This window comes from Sphingopyxis sp. GW821-FHT12C06 (genome assembly GCF_058807415.1).
In genome coordinates this window covers 436,681-456,148 of sequence record NZ_JBXAQR010000002.1, presented here as the reverse complement: position 1 = coordinate 456,148, position 19,468 = coordinate 436,681, and the positions used below count along the sequence as shown (strand labels likewise).

Genomic DNA, 19,468 nt, shown 5'->3' with positions numbered 1-19,468 from the left:
GACAATAATTTTGTGACGAAGAGATGGAGCTTTGCGGCGAGTTGATGGAGCCGTGGCGCCCCGCTGCAGAAACGCGTCAATCGGTCTGTTTGAACTGCGGCTCAAAGGTGCGGGCACGCCGCAGCTCGGGGAACAGCCAGGCCCACAGCGCTGTAACGCCGATTGCCGCTGCGCCGCCGATGACGACTGCGCTGACCGGCCCTAGCGCCGCGGCCATCGAACCCGCGCGCATTTCTCCGAGCTCGTTTGAAGCCGAAATGGCGAGCCCCGACACCGCGCTGACGCGGCCGCGCATATGGTCGGGGGTGTTGAGCTGGATCAGCGTGCTGCGCACAAAGACCGAGAACATGTCGGCCGCGCCCATCACGACGAGGAGCGCCAGCGACAGCAGGAGATTCGTCGACAGTCCGAACGCAACGGTCCCGGCGCCGAATCCCGCCACGGCCCAGAGCATTTTCACGCCGACGTTGCGTTCGATTGGGCGGATCGCCAAGCCGACGCCCACCGCCACCGACCCCAGCGCGACCGCTGCTCGCATAAATCCCACGGTATCGGGTCCGGTATGAAAGATGTCGCGGGCGAAAACGGGGAACAGCGCCGTCGCACCCGAGAGGATCACTGCAAACAGGTCGAGCGTAATCGTGCCGAGCAGGAAGCGTTCGCGCCAGGTGAATTGCAGTCCGTCGGCCATTTCGCGCAACGGGTGGCGACGCACTTCGGAGGGCGGCGGCAGAACGGGGCGGACGCGGCTGATCGTGAAGGCCGAGATTGCGAGCAACAGAACGGCGAAGACATAGACCGACGCAGAATGCGCGGCAAAGATAAGTCCGCCGGCAGCGGGGCCGATGACCGACGCCGATTGCCAAGCGATGCTGCTCATCGCGATCGCGCGCGGCAGGACTGCGGGAGGGACAATGTTCGGCGCGATCGCGCTCATCGCCGGCCCGGAAAAAACGCGCGCGACGCCGTGCAGCGCCGCAAGCCCGAACAACAGGGGAAGCGTCAGCCCGTCGGTCCATGTGAACCAGCCGAGCGTCGCCGCGATACAAAGGTCGACGAGGTTCGAGAAGATCGCGACACTGCGCCGTTCGAACCGGTCGGCAGCCCATCCTGCCACCGGCGTCAGGACCGCCAGTGGAATGAACTGGAAGAGGCCGAGCAGGCCCAGCTGGAACGAGGCCTCCTGCACCGACATGCCATAGTCGGTGCGCGCGGTATTATAGAGCTGGACGCCGATGACCACGACCATCGCCATCGTCGCCATGACCGCAGTGAAGCGCGCGAGCCAGAAATAGCGATAGTCGGCGAAGCTGAGCGGGGAAGGGGGCTTGGCGGAGCTATCCGGCATCGCCGGTCCGTCGGGAGGGAGGATGGTCGCCATTGCGCCTTGCCCTAACCCGCTTTTCCGCCCTGTCCAGAGGCGTCGCGCTCGCCGTTCGTCGATTTGCGGGTGTCAGGGATGAATTCAAGTGGCAGAAGGTCGGCCAATCGAAACAGGGAGATCACCGGATGAAACGCAACTTCGCTCGATTTGGCGGCGCAGCAATGGCCGCGACACTGCTCGTTCTGACTGCGTGCAACGCTTCGGACAATAAATCATCATCCGCCGCGAGCGCCGAAAACTGGACCCAGTTTCGTGACAATTTCCTGACCGGCTACTTCCCGCTAAATCCGAATTTCGCGGTCTATCAGGGCAAGCATGAATTTGACGGGAAGCTTCCCGATTGGTCGCCCGAAGGGATCGAAAAGCAGGCTGCATTCCTCGAAAAGACCATCGCCGACGCAAAGGCCTTCGACGGCAAGATGAGCGACGCCGAAAAGTTCGAGCGCGATTATCTGATCCACGTTGCGCAGGGACAGCTGTTCTTCCTCCGCGACACCGACTTCGCACAAAAGAACCCGGCCTTTTACGTCGGTGCGCTAGACCCCAATGTCTATATCGCGCGGCCCTATGCCGATGCGACGACGCGGATGAAGGCGTTCATTGCTTATGCTGAGAACGTCCCCGCCGCTGCCGCGCAGATCAAGGCGAATTTGAAGCTGCCGCTGCCCGCGACCTTCGTCAAATTCGGCACCGCCGGCTTCGGCGGTTTTGCCGACTATTATACCGGCGACGCCAAAGCCGCCTTTGCCGAGATCAAGGATCCGGCGCTGCAAAAGCAGTTCGACGAGGTTGCTGCCAAGGCCGGCGCCGCGATGACCGACCTCGCCAAATATGTCGGCTCGCAGCCGGGCACGCCCGATGGCTATGCGCTGGGGGCCGACAAGTTCGCCAAGATGATCTTGACCAACGAAGGCGTCGACACCCCGCTCGACGAATTGGAACGGATCGGTCAGGTCGACCTCAAGCGCAACCAGGACGCGCTGAAGGCCGCGTGCGCGACGTATGCCGCCGGGATGACGATCGCCGACTGCATGAAGAAGATGAACGCCGACAAGCCTGCGGACGGCCCAGTCGCCGAAGCGCGGCGCCAGTTGCCGACGCTCCGCGCCTTCCTTGTCGAAAAGGATCTGGTCACCATCCCCGGCACCGAACAGGCAAAGGTTGAGGAATCACCGCCGTACAACCGGCAGAACAGCGCCTATATCGACATTCCCGGGCCGTATGAAAAAGGCCTGCCGTCGGTCTATTATATCTCGCCACCCGATCCGAGCTGGGACGCCAAGACGCAGGCCGATTTCGTGCCGGGGCGCAAGGATCTGATGTTCACATCGGTGCACGAGGTATGGCCGGGCCACTTCCTCAACTTCCTTCACTCGAACCGCGCCGAGAGTATCTTCGGCAAATTGTTCGTCGGCTACGCCTTCGCCGAGGGCTGGGCGCATTACACCGAAGAGATGATGTGGGATGCCGGGCTGGGCGAGGGCGATCCAGAAACCCATATCGGCCAGCTATCGAACGCGCTGCTCCGCAACTGCCGCTATCTCTCGGCGATCGGTCTCCACACCAAGGGCATGACCGTCGCGGACTCGGAAAAGCTGTTCAAGGAGCAATGCTATCAGGACGAAGGCAATGCGCGGCAACAGGCGGCGCGCGGCACCTATGATCCACTTTACCTCAATTACACGATGGGCAAGCTGATGATCCGCAAGCTGCGCGAGGATTGGACGAAGGGCGACCGCACGAAGTGGAAGGCCTTCCACGACCAGTTCCTCTCCTATGGCGGGCCGCCGATCCCGATGGTGCGCGCCGCGATGATGAAGGAAGATGCGCCCAAGGCAGTCTTCTAAGGCAGAGATCATCTAGGACTGGTCCTCTAAGTCGAGGACCGGTCCTAGAGAAGTTGTTCAGGCAGTCGGTGCACGCAGCCGTGCAACGAAGAAGCCATCGAGCCCGCCTACCTCGGCGAGTGTTCCCGGCAGGGTACGAACAAAGCCGTTCGCGTGGGGAGTGACGGCATTGGGCAGTTCATCGACTCGCGCTGGATCGATGACCCAGCCGCTGTGCCGGTCGAGAAAGGCCGCTATCTGGTCTTCGCCTTCGGCCCGCTCAAGCGAGCAGGTCGCGTAGACGAGCGTTCCACCCGGTTTGACCCAGCCCGCCGCACGGGCGAGCAATTCAGACTGCAAGAGCGCCATTTCGGCGATCTGCGCGGGTTCGATCCGATGCAAAACGTCAGGATGCCGACGGAAAATACCCGTAGCCGTGCAAGGCGCATCGAGCAGGACGGCGTCGGCCTGTTCTTCGGGTTCCCATGATCGGATGTCACCCTGCGCAATATCGGCAGACAGGTTCGTCCGGTCGAGATTTTCCTGTAGCCGCCCCAGGCGCTTGGCGCTGGAATCAACAGCCGTAACCCGCCAGCCCGTCGCCGCGAGTTGCATCGTCTTGCCGCCGGGAGCGGCACAGAGGTCGAGCACATGGCGGCCTTCGCCCGCACCAAGCAGACGGGCGGGAAGGCTGGCTGCCAGATCCTGAACCCACCAGCCGCCTTCGCGGAATCCGGGCATTGCTTCGACCGCCTGACCGCGCGGCAGGCGGAGATGGAGCGGCGCGAGCGCCACCGCGTCGGCCCATTCGTCCGCATTGGGTTCGGCGGCAAAGCTGAGATCGATCGGCGGCGCCGCGCTCCAGGCGGCGGCGGCATCGTCGGCCATCTCGGGGCTCCATTCTTCGGCCCAGCGCTCGGCGGTGCCCAAGGGTAGGCTTGCGCGTTCTGGAAGCTCCCAAGCATCTTGCTGCGCGCGCGACAATATGGCGTGAACCAGCCGCCGCGGTCCACTCGTTAGAAGCGGCAATGCCGTCGCAACAACCGCATGGGGCGGACTTTTCAGGACGAGAAGCTGAGCAAGTGCGATACGCAGAACCGCGCGCGATTTCACGTCCTCGGGCAGGATTTGCGCCGTCGCGCTGTCAATCAGCGCATCGATGTCGGCCATCCAGCGCAGCGTTTCCGACACGATCGCGACAGCAAAGGCACGGTCGTTGGGCTGAAGCCCCTGTGTCGCGGCGTGCATCGCAACGTCGAGTGGGTCGCCTCGGCGGAGGATCGCATCGATCAGGCGGAGCGCAGCGCGGCGGGTCGCCGTACCCGGCGGATCCATTTCCGTCGTGGGGCGCCTTTTGTTCGGTCGGCGATCAGTCATAGTGATATTCCAGTGGTTGGCGCGCGGCGCATATGGGCCTATGATATGGCATGACCCGAAAAAGCGAAGATGAGACGATTGGCGGCACGCTACGGGCGACGACGCGCCCAGCGCATATAAAGCCGCCAACGGGGTGGAGCAACGCCCCGGTACCAGCGCCCGAGCCGATCCGCGAGGACAGTGCCGAAAATCAGCCGGGTGGACGCAACCCTGTCCGCTATGGCGACTGGGAGCTTAAAGGCCTCGCGATCGATTTTTGACGTCTTGGACGACGAAAATATCAAAAGGGATTTATCCGCCCGACAAGTCCAGTGCGATCGATGAACTGATGTTTCAGCGCCGCCAGAATATGCAGCACCACCAGCGCGAGCATCATGATGCCCAGCAGCTCGTGCCGGTCGTGCAGCGTGTCGGCAAGGGCTTTGCTCGGTGTCACAATCGACGGTATCGTGAACAGGCCAAAGAAATCGACGGGTCTGTCCGCCGCCGACATCCAAGCCCACCCTGACAGTGGTAATAATATCAGCAGTGCATAAAAGAGGAAATGGACGATCCTGCTGATCGGCCGCTGCCACGCAGGCATCGTGACAGGAAGCGGTGGCGGCTTGTGCCCAAGTCTCCACAGGATCAACACGATGGTCAGCGCCAGAACGGAAATGCCCAGCGCTTTGTGGATATTCATCGCCGCCCGGTGCGTTTCGCGCGGCATATCCTCGGTCAGCATGACGAGGCCGATATTGGCAATCACCGCCAGACCGATGATCCAGTGGAGCCAAATGGCCACCGTTGTGTAACGCGCTTGGCCGGTTGCCCCGGCATCGACGGTTTCAGCGGTGGCCATATGATCAGTCTCCTCAGACGGTCGGCGCTTCCGTAATCAACGGCATTTTGCCGCTCTTCACCTGTTCGGCAAAGATTTCGCGCATCAGCTGCAACGAGAAGAGGTGCGCGAAGATCAACGGCAGCATGCCGTTCTGCATCATCTTGCGCAGCACGTCGCCGCGCAGTTCGCGCAGCTTGTTTTCGTCGACCATCTGGAAGCCGCGATAGATATAGGGCTTGTCGCTGCCTTCAGGCTGGATCGAGACTTCGCCATCCATCAGCAGGTCGGCTTTTTTCAGTTCTTCGACGAACATGCTGGTGCGCTGACCGGCTTCTTCAAAGTTCTGGCAGAATTGCAGGACGGCGTTGGTGGCTTCCGACGGCTTTCCGTCGGCAAACAAGGCGTCGCCTTCGTCAAACTTGCCGACCGCGTTCGCGGTCGGGTCGAAGCAGAGCGACAATTCTTCTGAATCGGGGCGCAGGCGCGCGAGAAGGAAGGGGTAACGGCGGATATAGGCCGGGACATAGACCGGATTGACCAGCTTTCCTTCCGCATCGACGAACGTGTTAATGCCTTCGTTGAGGCCCATCAGCGCCAAGGGAACCGGGTTGTCGCCTGCCGAGAATACGATCGGGTAAAAGCGCGACGCGGCGACGAGCTCGTCGCTGGTCAGCGGCACCGCATGCTGATCGATCAGGAAATCGGCGCGATCAAGGGCGCGCGCATGAAAATCGACATGGTCGACGCTCGAAAGCGGAACGAGATCCTTGTAGAAAAGCGGCAGATTGGCATTGGCGGGCGCAGTGGCCATGATCGAACTCCAAAACAGGACCCCCTGATGGGGCAGGACGAAAGGGCAATGGGGCGCCTTATTGGGCTAAACGCCACGACGCAAGTGGCCGATCGCTCTGTGGCGTAACGGTCAGGCGATTAATTTGCCGGGATTGAACAGGTGCTTGGGGTCCAGCCCGGTCTTGACGCCGTACAGGGCTGCCAATCGCGCCGGGCTGTCCAGTTCGGCCAGTATGTCGCGTTTCATCTGGCCGATGCCATGTTCAGCGGAAATGGAGCCGCCAAGCTCGATAACATGGGCGTAGACCAGCCGGCTGGCGGCTTGGCCGTGCGCGGCGAGCCACGCAGTGCCATCGCTGTCGACCGGTGGCTGGACATGATGATGGACGTTTCCGTCGCCCAGATGTCCGAAGGAGAGCGCGCGAACGCCCGGAAACGTGTCGGCAAGGCGCCGCGCATTGTCAGCGATGAAGCTTGGCATCAGGTCGACGGGGACGCTGATGTCGTGCTGGATCGCCGGGCCTTCGGCGCGTTCGGCTTCTGATATGGAATCGCGCAGTCGCCAGAAATCTTCGCTCTCACGGTCGCTCTTGGCGATCGCGGCGTCGCCGATCAACTGCGCCTCCAATGCGGCCGCAAGCTCGGTCTGCAAGGCCGCGCCCAGCGAATCGCCACTGTCGCCCGCCATTTCGACAAGCGCGTACCAGGGGTGACTGTCCGCCAGCGGTGCGCGTGTCTGTGGAATGTGGCGCAGCACTGCATCGAGGCAGGCGTGCGGAACGATCTCGAATCCTTCCAGCTCGCGGCCGATTGCGCCGTCGAGTTGGCGCAGCAGCAACAGGGCGTCATCGGGCGACTTGAGTCCGATCCACGCGGTTCGCCGTGCTGCAGCGGCGGGAACAAGCCGCAGGCAAGCTGCTGTTACGATTCCCAAGGTCCCCTCCGCCCCACAAAGCAGGTGTCTCAGGTCATATCCGCGATTATCCTTCTTGAGAGGGGCAAGCCCGTCTAAAATACTGCCATCTGGCAGCACCGCCTCGATCCCTGCGACAAGCGCACGCATCGTTCCGTGGCGAAGTACCTGCGTACCGCCTGCGTTCGTTGAAACGAGCCCGCCAATTGTCGCCGATCCCTTGCCGCCCAGCGTTAGCGGGAAGCGCAAGCCTTGCGCCAGCGCCGCTTCGTGGAAATGCTCCAGTATGACTCCGGCCTCTGCTACGGCGAGGCCCGCGTCACGGTCGATCGCCCGAACCTGGTTCATCCGCCGCATGCTCAGTAAAATCTGGGTTCCCGATGCATCGGGGGTCGCGCCCCCGACCATGCCACTGTTGCCGCCTTGCGGCACGATCGCCACTTCGGCCTCGGAGCAAAGGCGGACGATGGAGGAAACTTCGTCGGTTGAGGCCGGCGACAGCATCGCCGCCGCAGCACCGTGATATTTACCACGCCAGTCGGTTAGCCAGGGGGCCATCGCGTCGGCGTCATCGGTGAAGCCCTTTGGCCCCAGCAACGCCTTGAGTGCGCCGAGTAACTCGGGTGACGGTGCGCGCGTCATGCCGGTTTGCACCGAAAAATTCCGGCGGGATTTGCGGGCAGGGGTCGACAGCAATTCATTTGGTGTTCAATCATGCTCCTTAAAGAGGGCGATGGACGAATAGCCTCTGTTCGTCCAGTCGGCATGATGCGGGAGCGACGGGTGAACAGGATATTGCGCCAAGATGGCGAAGGGACGACCGCACAGCCGTGTTGAGCGCTGCCGCCTTGTTGATCGCGGCTGCCGCGCCGTCCGCCAATACCGAATTGCCGATTGCGCCGCCGGAGTCGCTGGCGGGGATCGTTCCGCCGATGTCGGTGCCGCCCGCTTCGCCTTACTGGCAGGTGGTGATTGAGCAGCAGCTGATCATTCGCGTACCTGCGCAGCGTTCACCGCTCAACAATTTTGCCGCAAGGCCGGCGCCTCAGTTGAGGCTGCGCGAACAGCCCGTTGAGTGGAAGGAAAAGAAGGCGCCCAAATGCGTCGCGATGCGCAATATTATGGGAATGCAGGCGGCTCAGGGTGACAGTATCGACCTGATGACGCGCCAAAAACAGCGTCTGCGTGCCCAGCTCAATCGTGGCTGCCGGGCACTCGATTTCTATGCGGGTTTCTATATGCAGGGCAATAAGGATGGTCAGCTTTGCGCGGGTCGCGATCAGATTCACGCCCGTACAGGCGCGAAGTGTGAGGTCGACAAATTTCGCCTGATGGTGCCGGTCCCTCGCGACGAGGACTGAGGCTGGCGAATATTCAAGGCGTTTCGTCGCCTTTTCTTGACTTTTCATCGCGCTTTCCCCATTGGGCGCCGCAGCACGCGCTGGCGTGGGACGCGGTGCTGGCCCCTTTTTTTCCGGACATGATGACCCTATGAAATTTGCCGACATCGGCCTTTCCGACGAACTTCTGCGCGCCGTCACCGAGGCGGGCTATGACGAACCGACGCCAATTCAGGCAGGAGCGATCCCCTCAGTCCTGATGATGCGCGACATGATCGGCATCGCCCAGACAGGAACCGGCAAGACCGCATCCTTCGTTCTGCCGATGATCGATATTCTGGCGCACGGCCGCGCTCGTGCCCGGATGCCGAGGTCGTTGATCCTCGAGCCGACGCGTGAGCTTGCAGCGCAAGTTGCGGAAAATTTTGAGAAATACGGCAAGTATCACAAGCTGTCGATGGCGCTGCTGATTGGCGGAGTCCAGATGGGCGATCAGGTCAAGGCGCTGGAAAAGGGCGTCGACGTTCTGATTGCGACTCCGGGTCGCCTGATGGATTTGTTCGAACGTGGCAAGATTCTGCTGACCGGTTGCAACTTGCTCGTCATCGACGAGGCCGACCGGATGCTCGACATGGGCTTCATTCCCGACATCGAGAATATCTGCACCAAATTGCCCGCGAATCGGCAAACCTTGCTGTTCTCCGCGACGATGCCGCCGCCGATCAAGAAGCTCGCCGACAAATTTCTGTCGAACCCCAAGACGATCGAAGTTGCGCGTCCCGCAAGTCGGAACGAAAATATCGAGCAATTCCTGGTCAAGACGTCAGAACGCAGCAAGCGCGACACGCTCCGCAGCCTGATCGAAACCGAGAAGGTCGGCACAGCGATCATCTTCTGCAACCGCAAAACCACCGTGCGTGAGCTGGCGAAGTCGTTGCAGCGCGCCGGCTATCAGGCGGGCGAGATTCAGGGCGACATGGATCAGTCGAGCCGCACCGCCGAACTCGACCGGTTCAAGAACGGCACGATCAACATATTGGTGGCGTCCGACGTTGCGGCGCGCGGGCTCGACGTCAAGGGCGTCAGCCATGTGTTCAATTTCGACGCCCCCTGGCACCCCGATGATTATGTCCACCGCATCGGCCGCACCGGTCGCGCGGGCGCGCAAGGCCGCGCCTTCACGCTGGTAACGCCGTCCGATGATGAGGCGGTCGACAATATCCAGAAGCTGACCGGCTACACGATTCCGGTTCATGACACTGGCATGCCGAAGGCGGAAGCGGCTCGGTCCGATGCCTCCGAAGAAGAGCAGGCGCCGCGGCGTGGTGCGCGTCCGGAGCGCGGCGGCCGTGGTCGCGGCGCAGCCAAGCCAGTACGTGAAACTGTCGCTGAAACGACGCCGGCGAAGGCAAAGAAGACCGATGACCGCCGCAAGTCGCCTGCACCTGCACGTCGCGACGATCAGGATGGCCCCGATGATGGCTGGAACGGGCCGATGCCGAGCTTCCTGTCGGTTGGGTTCGGTAGCTGAACGGCACTATGCTGGTCAGAGTCTGACCAGCATCTTTCCGGTGTTGTCTCCGGAAAACAGGCCGAGGAAGGCGCGGGGCGCCTCTTCCAGCCCGTCGTGTATCGTCTCACGGATCGTCACGGCGCGGCTGGCGATCAGTCCGCCCATATCGGCATAGAATTCCTCCATGCAGTCGAAGAACTGGTCGGTGTAGATAAAGCCTTCCATGCGGATCCGCGCCGCGATCGCACGGAACAGATATTTCATCTCCTGCGCCTTGCCGTCGTTATAGACGTCGATCATCCCGCAAAGCGCAAAGCGTGCGAAATCATTGGAGACAGCCAAGGCGGCGTCGAGATGCTCGCCCCCGACGTTATCGAAATAGACATCGATGCCGGGCTTACCCAAAGATTTTAGCGTCTGCGCGAGCGCGGGCAGAACCGGACCGGCCTTGTAGTCGATCACTGCATCGGCACCCAGTTCCTTGACCCAGACACATTTTTCTGGCCCGCCGGCGGAACCGATGACGGTCATTTCGCGCGCCTTGGCGATCTGAACCACGGCGGATCCTACCGCACCCGCTGCGGCGGAAACGAAGACCGTGTCGCCGGGCTTGGCCGCAGCGACCCTGAGTAGCCCGATCCACGCCGTGCCGCCGGTGAGTCCCATATTGTGGAGGAAGGTTTGCGGCGTCATGCCCGCGCCAAGCAACCCGGCGGGCAGCCTGTTGGGCAGCATGTCGAGCCCGATGACCCCGCCGTCGCGCCAGCCGCCCATATGAAGTATCAGATCGCCGGGACCAAAACCGTCGACACGGCTTTCGAGGACTTCACCGATCGCACCGCCGTTCATGGGCTGGTCGAGCGGAAAACAGGCGGCGTAGCTGCTCGCGTCGTTCATCCGGCCGCGCATGTAAGGGTCAACCGACAACCAGAGGTTGCGGACGCGAATCTGGTCATTTTCCAGCGTTTGGTCGGGAAGCTCTCGCAGCGCAAAATCGGCGGTCGATGGCAACCCTTGCGGACGCCGGACCAGATGCCATGCCTTGGCCATAGAAACCCCCCGTTTCCTTTTTCCCGACCCGCGGCGTCCGACCATCCTCAGAAAAGCCGTTGCCACTGTCAAACCGTGTCGATAAGACGACCTCCGGTCGCGGGGCCGTAGCTCAGATGGGAGAGCGCTGCAATCGCACTGCAGAGGTCAGGGGTTCGATTCCCCTCGGCTCCACCAGCGACCTTTCCTGGAATATCCTTGGTTTTCGTCCCCATGATACGCTCCTTATCGCAAGAGATTTTGCGGTAGATTTGCGGCAGGGCTAGGCGCGAGGGCTTCGATCTCCTCGATAGCTGCGAACGCAATGCCCAGCTGCTCCGGCTTTGCCAGCGCATAAATGTCGGTCACGTCAGCCGGCGAGAGGCCCATGAACCGCTTCACCTGCGGATAATTCGTCTCGCCGATTCGGTCGCGCACGAGCGAGGCCATCGAACGGCGCGGCAGCTTCATGCCGCTTTCCCGGTTTCCGGGCAGGTTGAGCTTGTCCTGCATCCTCTCCCATGCCTGTCAGATGCTATCGACCGGGATGTAGAAGCCCTCGGTGACATCCAGATGCCTGGCGAACTGCTTGGTGATCGGAACCTAAGCCCGCCGCTCAAGGATCAATCTACCGTCGTCCGGCGCGGCAAGATCGAAGCGGTTCGGGCCGGATTCCTGACTGCGGCCGATATCGGCGCTGTGTATGATGGAAATCGGCTCGACTATGTAACGACGCTCCAGAATGACACTTTCGTCATGGCGGCGGGCCGGACGTGCGCCAGATGTAATACATGAGAGATGCCGCCTCAGGCGGCCAGTTCGCCAAAATGCGCCGAGGTCAGCGACCGGATTTCTGCTTCGTTTTCGCCGGGCGCCAATTCGGTGAGCGCGAAGGGCTGGCCGGGAGCGGGGCGTTCGAACACCGCGCGGTCGGTGATGACCATATCGACGACATTCTGGCCGGTGAGCGGCAGCGTGCATTGTGCGACAAACTTCGGCGCGCCATCCTTGGAACAATGATCCATCACCGCGATGATGCGACGGACGCCGGCGACCAGATCCATAGCGCCGCCGATGCCCTTGACCATCTTGCCCGGGACTGTCCAGTTGGCGAGGTCGCCATTTTCGGCGACTTCCATCGCGCCCAGGATCGCGACATCGACATGCCCGCCGCGGATCATCGCGAAGCTCTCGGCGCTGTCGAAATAGCTGCTGTGCGGCAGTTCGCTGACCGTTTGCTTTCCGGCGTTGATCAGGTCGGAATCGACCTCATCCTCGAACGGGAAGGGGCCGATGCCCAGCATGCCGTTTTCGGATTGCAGCGTGACGTGCACGCCGTCGGGGATATGATTGGCCACCAGCGTCGGGATGCCGATGCCAAGGTTGACATAATAGCCGTTGCGCAGCTCGCGGGCGGCGCGCGCCGCCATTTCGTCACGGGTCCAGGGCATGGGTGTTCGGTCCTTATCGCAGGTAAAGCCCGCCATTGATGTCGAACGTCGCACCGACCGCCGAAACGGCTTGCGGGGCGGCGAGAAGCGACACGAGGCGTGCAACATAATCGGGGTCGCCGAGTGTCCCGGCGGGGATCGTGCCGACGACGGCAGCGAGCTTTTCGGGCGGCAGCAGCTCGCGGACCGAATCGAGATCGAGCGGCCCGGGGGAGATGGCATTGACCGTCACGCCGTCGCTGGCGAGTTCGCGCGCGAACACCTTGGTCAGCGTCATGATCCCGCCCTTGGCGGCGGCATAATGGGCGCCGGTTGCCGACCCGCCATTCTGCCCCGCGAGCGACGCGATATTGACGATCCGGCCATAATGCTGCGCGCGCATGATGCGCCCGGCGACCTGACAGCCGATGAAGCTGCCTTTCAGCGCGACCGCGGTGACGGCATCGAATTCCTCGGGCGAAATGTCGAACAAGGGCGTCGTGCGGGTCAGCGCGGCGTTGTTGACGAGCACACCGACGCCGCCCCACCGCGCCGAGGCGGCGGCAAAGGCCGCCTCGAACTGCGCGGGGTCGCGAACGTCGATCGCCAGCGACGCGACGTCGCCGGGCGACGCATCTGCCGCGCGCGCCACCGCGTCGCCGTCGATATCGGTCATCAGGACGCGGAAGCCGTCGGCGGCTAGTCGGCGCGAGATGACCTGGCCGAGGCCGCCCGCGGCGCCGGTGACGATCGCAACATTGTGCCAGGCGGGGATCGTCACAGCAGGAAGCTCATGCCGGCGAGCGCGTCGGTCGAATTGAGCAGGCGAACGGTCTTTTCGGTCAGCCGAATCTCGCCGCCCTCGCGGCGCAGCGCATAGGTGACGTTTGCCGCATAGGTGCGGAAGGTGTTGCGACGGTACTCGACCAGATGCTGCGCGCAGCGGACGCGTACGACCCCGTCCGCGGCGGCGTCGAGCAGGCGGAAACGCGAGACGCTGCGCAGCGTATTGGCTGCGTCGCGCGCCGACATGGATTCTCCGCTGGTCAGCCGCGAAACGCGCATCCGGCGCATCGCCGCGTCGTCATAGGCATAGTTGAGCAGGTCGGCGAGATCGTCGGCGGTGGGGTCGATCGGAATGGCGTAAATGCCGTCATCGGCCCACAGCGACAGCCAGGCGGCATAGTCGCGATGGTCGAGGCAGTCGGCCTCCATCGAAATGAAGTTTATCGCGTCGTTCAGCGCGATCGCATCGATTGTCCGGGTCATGCCGACATCATCCTTTTCCACATCTGATAGGCGGCGCGCATCCCGGTTTCGGCCGTGACGTCGCCCGCATTGGTCGCGGTCTTGTCCTCGCCGCGATTGACCATGATCCACGACGGATCCGCGGTCCCGGCGGAGCCGCGTTGCACGCGTTCCCAAGCCTCGGCATCGTCGGGGGTGCCGAAACCCATCGGACCCTGAAAATGTTCGTGCAGGCGCAGGCGCGCGCGGTTGGCGATATCGGGGCCGCCGTCCATGCCGATGGCGATATGGCGAATTTCGGTCTCGTCGACCGCGAGCGGGCGCAGGACGCGGAAAAAGGCCATCGAGCAGGCGATATTGGGGAAGAGGTTGAGGTTGAACCCCGACCCGCCGACCGCACGGACGATCCGGCGGACTTCGATCTCGCTATAATCCTTGCGCAGTTCCTCGGCGATATCGGCGAAGCGTTCGGGAATATCGGCTTCGAGATTATCGTCGAGATCGACCAGTTCGGGGATCATCACCATGACGCTGTGACCGTTGCCCAGATCCTCGACATAGCCGCCGGCGTCCATGAACGAGAAGAGGTCCTCGGTATCGCCGTCGAGCGAGGTCAGGAAGCTCTTGTGAACGACGGGGAAATGATAGGCGTCGGTCGTATTCTCGAGCTGGATTTTCCAGTTGCCCGGGAAGGTGAAGCGATGTTCGCCCATCGTCTTGACCGGGAAACCGCCGCCCTGTTTCATGAACAGGTCGATCCACGGCTTGGCGCCGCCGAGGAAGCTGTCGAGCGGTTCGATCTCTTCGTTGAAGGTCGCGAAGATCAGGCCGTTATATTCTTCAACGCGCAGCTGGATCAGACCATAGTCGGCCTTGTCGAAATCCTTATAGCCCTTGGGCAACGGCAGGCCGCGCAGCTTGCCGTCCTGCGCATAGGTCCACGCATGATAGGGGCAGACGAAGCCCGCAGCATTGCCCTTGCGCGCTTCGCACACCGTCGCGCCGCGGTGGCGGCAGCGGTTGACCATGACATGGATTTCGCCCGCCTTGGTGCGGTTCACGATGACCGGCTGGCGCCCGACATGCGTGGTGACGAAATCGCCCGGCTTGGGAATGTCGCTGACGTGCGCGACCCAGACCCAGGTGCGGTTAAAGATGCGGTCCATCTCTTCCTCGAAGATCGCGGGGTCGCGATAGAGCGAGGTGTGGACGCGGTCGGGAAGGACCAGCGCGTCGAAATCACTTGCAGTCACTTATTGTCTCCACTGCTGGCCCGTTCGGGCACGGGAATGTCGGCCGTGTCGTTCCAATGATCGACGCGGCGCGAAAAGATGTTCGCGGTGCGAAAGTCGGCGATCCGCCAGCGACCGTCCTCGCGTGCAAAGCCGAGGGTCAGCGCGGCGCTCCGCAGGTCGGCGTTGCCGGCGGTGTAGGTCGAGGTCTGGAGCATCATCCATTCGCCGACCGCGCTGTCGCCGGTCACCATGATGCTTTCGGCCGAAAAGAAATGCGCGGTCATCGCGAAATGGGGCTGCGGCACGCAATAGCTGCGGATCATCGCGACGATCGCGTCGCGGCCTTCATAGCCGCCGAACGCCGCTCGATAGCGGCCGCCGCCCTGCCACCGCGCATCACGCGTGAACAGATCGCCCAGCTCTTCGAACGGCGTGTCGGGGCCAAGGTGATCGCAAATCTGGAAATAGCGCGCAACGACACGCCGGATGGCCCCTTCGGCTTCCAGCGTGTCGAGCCGCGCGAGGATCGCGGCATCGCTCATTCGGGCATGACCAGTTCGCGGCCCAGACGCGCCTCGACGCGCATATATTTCCACAGGCGATGTTCGCCGACCTCGATCGTGCGGAACAGGCCGCAGATGGCGACGGCGGTATCGCGATCGGGAACGTCGGCGAGGATATAGAAGGTCCACGGCCAGCCGTTCGGCGAGGTGCCGACCATCGTTTCATCGTCATCGAACGTCCCGAGGACGTCGACGCCGGGCATTTCGCGGATCGTCCGCAGCATGCCGCCGGTTGCCTTGAGCACGGTCGGAATATCCTTGCCGGGCAGGTCGAAGAAATTCTGCAGCACGGCGCCGCAGAAGAGAGCGCGAATTTTCCTGGTTGTGTCGGTCATGTCGATGTCCTTGCGAATGGGGGATCAGGGGTATCCGGGGGGCGGCGTCTTGCCGAGCAGCACCGCGCCGCCGGCTTGCCATGTTCCGTCGTTCATAAAGGCGTGCTGCGCGACGACGAGGGCGTCGAGCAACAGGCGCGAGAGCGGATGGGCTTTGAAGATGCCCGTCGTTCCGGCCATTTCAAACGCACGGCGGGTCACGTCGGCGCCGGTCTTGGCGATATGCGTCGATGCGATGCGGAGCCCCGCAACGTCGATGGGCGACACTTCGTCGCCGCGCGAAACGCGATCGCACATCGCCGCGGTTTCGTCGAAGAACCAGGCGCGCGCGGAGCGCAATTGCGCTTCCATCTGCGCGAGCGCGATCTGGAACCCCGGACGGTCGGCCATCGACGGCGCGCCGGTGATCGAGCTTTTGCGCGTCGCGAGCTTCACGACCTCGTCGATCGCTTCGCGCGCGATCCCGGCGCCGACGATCGCGAGCACCTGCGCCGCCATTGCCATCGTCGGATAGCGATAGGCCGCGGTGTCGATCGACGGCGGGGCGCCGCGGATGAGCGTCCATTCGTGCGGGACCAGCACATCCTCGACAACCAGATCATGGCTGCCGGTCGCGAACATGCCGATCGTGTCCCAATTTTCCTCGATCTTGACCTGGCTGCGCGGCATCACCGCCATGCGGGGCAGGTTGCCGCCTTCGCCCTCAAGCTTGATCCCGACGCCGATCAGCGATGCGCCCATGCTGCCCGAGCCGAAGCCCCAGCGGCCGTTGACGCGATAGCCATCGCCATCGGGCGCCGCGAGTTGCGGCGGGAAGACCGCGCCGGCGAACACGACATCGGGGCTTTCGCGATAGAGTTCGGCGAGCGTCGTGGCGGGAAGCGACGAGAGATATTTGCTGGCGAAGCCAAAGCTCGCGACCCAGCCCGCCGAACCATCGGCGGCCGAGATGATCTCGATCAGCCGCAGAAATTCCATCGGCGTCATCGCGCCGCCGCCGAACTGTTCGGGCACAAAAGCGCGGTACAGGCCGATCTGCTGGAACTTCTCGACAATATCCTGCGGAACATGTCCCAGCCGATGCAACTCGGCCCGCCGGGTGCGGATGTCGTCGAGCAAGGGCTGGAGAAGGGGGCTGGCAAGCCCCGAGGGCCGGGTCTCCGTCACGCTGTTTCTCCTTTGATGAAAACGGGTATGGCGCGCGCCAACGCGCACAGGGCTTCGTCGTCGCCGCGGCGTCCAACGAGCTGGAGCGACACCGGCGCGCCATTCGCTTCGCCGATGGGCAGCGCGATCGCGGGGTGGCCCGACAGGTTGAACGGGCGGCAGTTCGCGGTCATCGGGATCGCGGCTGCCGGATCAGCGGCGTCGAGCAATGTCGGCGGCGGGCAGGGCAGCGTCGGCAACGCGATCGCGTCATAATCGGCGAGCAGCGCATCGACGGCTGCGGTAAAGCGTGTGCGAACATCCTCGGCCTCGGCGATCTGGGCGTCGCTGATTTGGGCGGCGGCGGTCAGGCGGTCGTGAACGTCGCGGCCGACCAGCCCGCTTGCGAGCAACGGCGCAAAGGCGTTCGAACATTCGCGTCCGATGATGTGGAGACCGGCGAGCTGCGCGGCTTCCATATCGGGGAGCGAAACGAGGGTGACGTCGGCGCCGGCTTTCGCAGCGGTCAGCGCGGCGTCGGCGATCGCTTCGTCTGCCGACGTCGTGATGAAGGCAAAGCGGGGCGCGGGGAACGCATCCACCGCGCGCCAGTCGGAAACGAGCATTGCCATCGCGCGCTCGATATCGGCGACCGACCGCGCGAAGGGGCCCGCGCAGTCGAGGCTGCTCGATGCCGGGGTCAGGCCTTCGCGGCTGACGCGGTCAAAGCCGGGCTTGAAGCCGACGACGCCGCAGCAGGCGGCCGGGACGCGGATCGATCCGCCGGTGTCGGTCCCGATTGCGATATCGGCGAGGCCCGCGGCGACCGCAGCGGCCGAACCGCTCGACGAACCACCGGGGACATGGCTCGGGTAAAAGGGATTGATCGGGGTTCCGGTCCAGCCGTTCACCCCGGTCACGCCATAGGCAAGCTCGTGCATCGCGACGCGGCCCGCGATGGTGCAGCCCGCCGCGCGCAGCCGCGTGACCAGCTCTGCGTCGTGCGTCGCCGGCGGGCGATCCGCGAGCGCGCGGCTGCCGGCGGCGGTCGTTTCGCCGGCCACATCGATGCAATCCTTGATCGCGACCCGCATCCCGTCGCCGGGAAAGGGGCCGGTCAGGAAGATCGCACGATGGGCCGGCGTCATGGTCATTGTGCCGAAGCCGCGACTTCGTTGCGAAAGACGCGGCCATCCTTCATCACGAAGGAGACGCTCTGCAGCGCCTTGATGTCGGCGATCGGATCGGTCCCGACGGCGATGATATCGGCGATCTTGCCGGTTTCGATCGTGCCCAGATCCCTGGAGCGCCCGATCAGATCGGCGGCGTTGACCGTCGACGCCTTGATCGCGTCGGCTGCGGGCATGCCCTGGATCACATAGAGCTCAAGCTCGCGGGCATTATGGCCGTGGGGATTGATGCCGGCATCGCTACCCGCGGCGATTTTTACCCCGGCGCGATACGCGGCGATCATGCGCGGACCATGCTTGTCGAGGAAGTTCTGCATCACCGCGAGCATCGGGCCCTTGGCGGTCAGGATGTCCTTGCGGATATTGTCCTGCACCGACAGCGTCGGGACGAGGAAGGCACCGTTCTTCTTGAAGGTCTCGATCGCGTCGGCGGGGGTGTAGGAGCCATGTTCGACCGAATTGACCCCGGCGCGCAAGGCGGCGCGGATGGCGTCTTCGCCGTGCGCGTGGGCCGCGACGCGGAGCTGGCGCGAATGGGCGGTTTCGACGATGGCCTTCAGTTCATCGTCGAGGAAGGTTGGCGGCGCGCCCTGCAGACCGCACGGCAGGCTGCCGCTGCACGACGCATAGATTTTGATCACGTCGGCGCCCATGTCGATCTGACGCCGCGTCGCGGTGCGGCAGCTTTCGACGCCGGAGCAGGCGCCGGGGCCGGTGTCGGCGCTGGGGCGCAGAGTGCTGACTGCGGTCAGGATGCGCGGGCCTTCGACTTTGCCTGCGGCAATCGCATCGCGCAGCACGACATTGTTCCAGCCATAGCTGCCGAGATCGCGCACCGTCGTATATCCGGCCATCAGCGTCTTGCGCGCATTGCCTATCCCGTCGACGAGCTGGGTCAGGTCGTTGCGCTGTTCCGCGGTGGCGCCCTCGAGATCGCTGGACACGTTTTTGATCTTGAACGGCGCTTCGCCGCCGCTGTTCATCGACAGATGGACGTGCATGTCCATCAGCCCCGGCAGAACGAAGCGGTTGCGCAGGTCGACGACTTCGACATCGGCGTCGGCGATGGTCGCGGCGGCGGTAAAGCCATCGTCGATGCGCTCGATCCGGTCGTTGCGGACGACGATCGTCCGTTCGCGCAGCGGCTGCTGTCCCGGAATCGCGAGGAGCCAGCCGGCCTGCACCAGCTTGACCTGATCGCGCGCGGGTGCGGCAGGTGCCGGGTCGGCTTCGGGAAGGCCGAAGCCGTCGGGATGCGCGTAGGCGGGGGCGGCCATGGCGATGGCGGCGCAGGCGGCGGCCAGAAGGGCGAGTTTCTTCACGA

General features: G+C 63.4%; 21 protein-coding genes and 1 tRNA gene. 6 read left to right on the top strand and 16 right to left on the bottom strand.

Going from position 1 to position 19,468, the window contains the following annotated elements:
* Positions 1-76: 76 nt before the first annotated feature.
* Positions 77-1,381: an MFS transporter gene (locus AC1RRJ_RS07580; RefSeq protein ID WP_493121139.1), complete on the bottom strand. Its 1,305-nt coding sequence runs from the start codon at positions 1,379-1,381 to the stop codon at positions 77-79.
* 128 nt (positions 1,382-1,509) lie between these two features.
* Between AC1RRJ_RS07580 and AC1RRJ_RS07575 the strand changes: the two genes are divergently transcribed.
* Positions 1,510-3,231, top strand: coding sequence for a DUF885 domain-containing protein (locus tag AC1RRJ_RS07575; RefSeq protein WP_493121138.1), 1,722 nt, complete (start codon positions 1,510-1,512; stop codon positions 3,229-3,231).
* Positions 3,232-3,288: 57 nt separating this feature from the next.
* Here the strand turns inward: AC1RRJ_RS07575 and AC1RRJ_RS07570 are convergent, their stop codons facing one another.
* Positions 3,289-4,545 (bottom strand): RsmB/NOP family class I SAM-dependent RNA methyltransferase, encoded by a 1,257-nt coding sequence (locus tag AC1RRJ_RS07570; RefSeq protein WP_493121137.1) that lies wholly within the window; start codon positions 4,543-4,545, stop codon positions 3,289-3,291.
* A 92-nt stretch (positions 4,546-4,637) separates the two neighbouring features.
* Here AC1RRJ_RS07570 and AC1RRJ_RS07565 point away from each other — a divergent pair, with 92 nt between their 5' ends.
* The gene (locus AC1RRJ_RS07565) at positions 4,638-4,847 is read left to right on the top strand and encodes a DUF1674 domain-containing protein (RefSeq protein ID WP_493121136.1); all 210 of its coding nucleotides are present in this window, start codon (positions 4,638-4,640) and stop codon (positions 4,845-4,847) included.
* Between the two features lie 20 nt (positions 4,848-4,867).
* Here the strand turns inward: AC1RRJ_RS07565 and AC1RRJ_RS07560 are convergent, their stop codons facing one another.
* From AC1RRJ_RS07560 to AC1RRJ_RS07550, 3 genes are all read right to left on the bottom strand, one after another.
* Complete coding sequence (locus AC1RRJ_RS07560; RefSeq protein WP_493121135.1) at positions 4,868-5,428, bottom strand: cytochrome b; 561 nt, start codon at positions 5,426-5,428, stop codon at positions 4,868-4,870.
* A 13-nt stretch (positions 5,429-5,441) separates the two neighbouring features.
* A complete protein-coding gene (locus AC1RRJ_RS07555; RefSeq protein ID WP_493121134.1) occupies positions 5,442-6,221 on the bottom strand; it encodes a SapC family protein in 780 nt (259 codons plus the stop codon).
* Positions 6,222-6,332: 111 nt separating this feature from the next.
* Complete coding sequence (locus AC1RRJ_RS07550) at positions 6,333-7,757, bottom strand: FAD-binding oxidoreductase (protein ID WP_493121133.1); 1,425 nt, start codon at positions 7,755-7,757, stop codon at positions 6,333-6,335.
* 209 nt (positions 7,758-7,966) lie between these two features.
* On the opposite strand from AC1RRJ_RS07550, the gene AC1RRJ_RS07545 reads away from it, so the two are divergent.
* Both AC1RRJ_RS07545 and AC1RRJ_RS07540 read left to right on the top strand, forming a co-directional pair.
* Entirely contained in the window at positions 7,967-8,476 is a 510-nt protein-coding gene (locus tag AC1RRJ_RS07545; RefSeq protein WP_493121132.1) for a hypothetical protein, read from the top strand.
* Between the two features lie 130 nt (positions 8,477-8,606).
* Entirely contained in the window at positions 8,607-9,986 is a 1,380-nt protein-coding gene (locus AC1RRJ_RS07540; RefSeq protein ID WP_493121131.1) for a DEAD/DEAH box helicase, read from the top strand.
* Positions 9,987-10,001: 15 nt separating this feature from the next.
* Here AC1RRJ_RS07540 and AC1RRJ_RS07535 read toward each other — a convergent pair whose 3' ends face one another.
* Positions 10,002-11,018: an NADP-dependent oxidoreductase gene (locus tag AC1RRJ_RS07535; RefSeq protein WP_493121130.1), complete on the bottom strand. Its 1,017-nt coding sequence runs from the start codon at positions 11,016-11,018 to the stop codon at positions 10,002-10,004.
* Positions 11,019-11,119: 101 nt separating this feature from the next.
* On the opposite strand from AC1RRJ_RS07535, the gene AC1RRJ_RS07530 reads away from it, so the two are divergent.
* Positions 11,120-11,195: transfer RNA gene (locus AC1RRJ_RS07530), tRNA-Ala, on the top strand.
* A 48-nt stretch (positions 11,196-11,243) separates the two neighbouring features.
* Here AC1RRJ_RS07530 and AC1RRJ_RS07525 read toward each other — a convergent pair.
* The gene (locus tag AC1RRJ_RS07525) at positions 11,244-11,510 is read right to left on the bottom strand and encodes a hypothetical protein (RefSeq protein ID WP_493121129.1); all 267 of its coding nucleotides are present in this window, start codon (positions 11,508-11,510) and stop codon (positions 11,244-11,246) included.
* Between the two features lie 60 nt (positions 11,511-11,570).
* Between AC1RRJ_RS07525 and AC1RRJ_RS07520 the strand changes: the two genes are divergently transcribed.
* Positions 11,571-11,792, top strand: a complete 222-nt coding sequence (locus AC1RRJ_RS07520; protein WP_493121128.1) for a hypothetical protein — start codon at positions 11,571-11,573, stop codon at positions 11,790-11,792.
* A gap of 11 nt (positions 11,793-11,803) precedes the next feature.
* On the opposite strand, the gene AC1RRJ_RS07515 is transcribed toward AC1RRJ_RS07520, so the two are convergent.
* From AC1RRJ_RS07515 to AC1RRJ_RS07475, 9 genes are read right to left on the bottom strand one after another with little or no spacing between them, the layout of a single operon-like run.
* The gene (locus AC1RRJ_RS07515; protein ID WP_493121127.1) at positions 11,804-12,448 is read right to left on the bottom strand and encodes a CoA transferase subunit B; all 645 of its coding nucleotides are present in this window, start codon (positions 12,446-12,448) and stop codon (positions 11,804-11,806) included.
* 13 nt (positions 12,449-12,461) lie between these two features.
* Complete coding sequence (locus tag AC1RRJ_RS07510) at positions 12,462-13,208, bottom strand: SDR family NAD(P)-dependent oxidoreductase (RefSeq protein WP_493121126.1); 747 nt, start codon at positions 13,206-13,208, stop codon at positions 12,462-12,464.
* Positions 13,205-13,696, bottom strand: a complete 492-nt coding sequence (locus AC1RRJ_RS07505; protein ID WP_493121125.1) for an aromatic-ring-hydroxylating dioxygenase subunit beta — start codon at positions 13,694-13,696, stop codon at positions 13,205-13,207. The genes AC1RRJ_RS07510 and AC1RRJ_RS07505 overlap by 4 nt, the downstream gene beginning before the upstream one ends.
* Positions 13,693-14,928: an aromatic ring-hydroxylating oxygenase subunit alpha gene (locus AC1RRJ_RS07500; RefSeq protein WP_493121124.1), complete on the bottom strand. Its 1,236-nt coding sequence runs from the start codon at positions 14,926-14,928 to the stop codon at positions 13,693-13,695. The genes AC1RRJ_RS07505 and AC1RRJ_RS07500 overlap by 4 nt, the downstream gene beginning before the upstream one ends.
* Positions 14,925-15,452: a nuclear transport factor 2 family protein gene (locus AC1RRJ_RS07495; RefSeq protein WP_493121123.1), complete on the bottom strand. Its 528-nt coding sequence runs from the start codon at positions 15,450-15,452 to the stop codon at positions 14,925-14,927. Before AC1RRJ_RS07495 ends, AC1RRJ_RS07500 begins: the two co-directional genes overlap by 4 nt.
* A complete protein-coding gene (locus AC1RRJ_RS07490; RefSeq protein ID WP_493121122.1) occupies positions 15,449-15,808 on the bottom strand; it encodes a hypothetical protein in 360 nt (119 codons plus the stop codon). Before AC1RRJ_RS07490 ends, AC1RRJ_RS07495 begins: the two co-directional genes overlap by 4 nt.
* A gap of 24 nt (positions 15,809-15,832) precedes the next feature.
* Positions 15,833-16,975 carry an acyl-CoA dehydrogenase family protein gene (locus AC1RRJ_RS07485; protein ID WP_493121121.1) on the bottom strand — a complete coding sequence of 381 codons (1,143 nt, stop codon included), beginning with the start codon at positions 16,973-16,975 and terminating at the stop codon, positions 15,833-15,835.
* Positions 16,972-18,102, bottom strand: coding sequence for an amidase (locus AC1RRJ_RS07480; protein ID WP_493121120.1), 1,131 nt, complete (start codon positions 18,100-18,102; stop codon positions 16,972-16,974). Before AC1RRJ_RS07480 ends, AC1RRJ_RS07485 begins: the two co-directional genes overlap by 4 nt.
* Positions 18,103-18,104: 2 nt before the next feature.
* Positions 18,105-19,466 (bottom strand): amidohydrolase family protein, encoded by a 1,362-nt coding sequence (locus AC1RRJ_RS07475; RefSeq protein ID WP_493121119.1) that lies wholly within the window; start codon positions 19,464-19,466, stop codon positions 18,105-18,107.
* Positions 19,467-19,468 lie beyond the last annotated feature (2 nt).

What these genes read in the sequence shown, in the direction of transcription:
- AC1RRJ_RS07490 (WP_493121122.1), bottom strand. Translation starts at nt 15,808, where the DNA reads ATGACCGACACAACCAGGAAAATTCGCGCTCTCTTCTGCGGCGCCGTG.
- AC1RRJ_RS07525 (WP_493121129.1), bottom strand. Translation starts at nt 11,510, where the DNA reads ATGCAGGACAAGCTCAACCTGCCCGGAAACCGGGAAAGCGGCATGAAG.
- AC1RRJ_RS07560 (WP_493121135.1), bottom strand. Translation starts at nt 5,428, where the DNA reads ATGGCCACCGCTGAAACCGTCGATGCCGGGGCAACCGGCCAAGCGCGT.
- AC1RRJ_RS07535 (WP_493121130.1), bottom strand. Translation starts at nt 11,018, where the DNA reads ATGGCCAAGGCATGGCATCTGGTCCGGCGTCCGCAAGGGTTGCCATCG.
- AC1RRJ_RS07480 (WP_493121120.1), bottom strand. Translation starts at nt 18,102, where the DNA reads ATGACGCCGGCCCATCGTGCGATCTTCCTGACCGGCCCCTTTCCCGGC.
- AC1RRJ_RS07515 (WP_493121127.1), bottom strand. Translation starts at nt 12,448, where the DNA reads ATGCCCTGGACCCGTGACGAAATGGCGGCGCGCGCCGCCCGCGAGCTG.
- AC1RRJ_RS07580 (WP_493121139.1), bottom strand. Translation starts at nt 1,381, where the DNA reads ATGGCGACCATCCTCCCTCCCGACGGACCGGCGATGCCGGATAGCTCC.
- AC1RRJ_RS07550 (WP_493121133.1), bottom strand. Translation starts at nt 7,757, where the DNA reads ATGACGCGCGCACCGTCACCCGAGTTACTCGGCGCACTCAAGGCGTTG.
- AC1RRJ_RS07575 (WP_493121138.1), top strand. Translation starts at nt 1,510, where the DNA reads ATGAAACGCAACTTCGCTCGATTTGGCGGCGCAGCAATGGCCGCGACA.
- AC1RRJ_RS07540 (WP_493121131.1), top strand. Translation starts at nt 8,607, where the DNA reads ATGAAATTTGCCGACATCGGCCTTTCCGACGAACTTCTGCGCGCCGTC.
- AC1RRJ_RS07505 (WP_493121125.1), bottom strand. Translation starts at nt 13,696, where the DNA reads ATGACCCGGACAATCGATGCGATCGCGCTGAACGACGCGATAAACTTC.
- AC1RRJ_RS07495 (WP_493121123.1), bottom strand. Translation starts at nt 15,452, where the DNA reads ATGAGCGATGCCGCGATCCTCGCGCGGCTCGACACGCTGGAAGCCGAA.
- AC1RRJ_RS07565 (WP_493121136.1), top strand. Translation starts at nt 4,638, where the DNA reads ATGACCCGAAAAAGCGAAGATGAGACGATTGGCGGCACGCTACGGGCG.
- AC1RRJ_RS07570 (WP_493121137.1), bottom strand. Translation starts at nt 4,545, where the DNA reads ATGGATCCGCCGGGTACGGCGACCCGCCGCGCTGCGCTCCGCCTGATC.
- AC1RRJ_RS07555 (WP_493121134.1), bottom strand. Translation starts at nt 6,221, where the DNA reads ATGGCCACTGCGCCCGCCAATGCCAATCTGCCGCTTTTCTACAAGGAT.
- AC1RRJ_RS07520 (WP_493121128.1), top strand. Translation starts at nt 11,571, where the DNA reads ATGCCTGGCGAACTGCTTGGTGATCGGAACCTAAGCCCGCCGCTCAAG.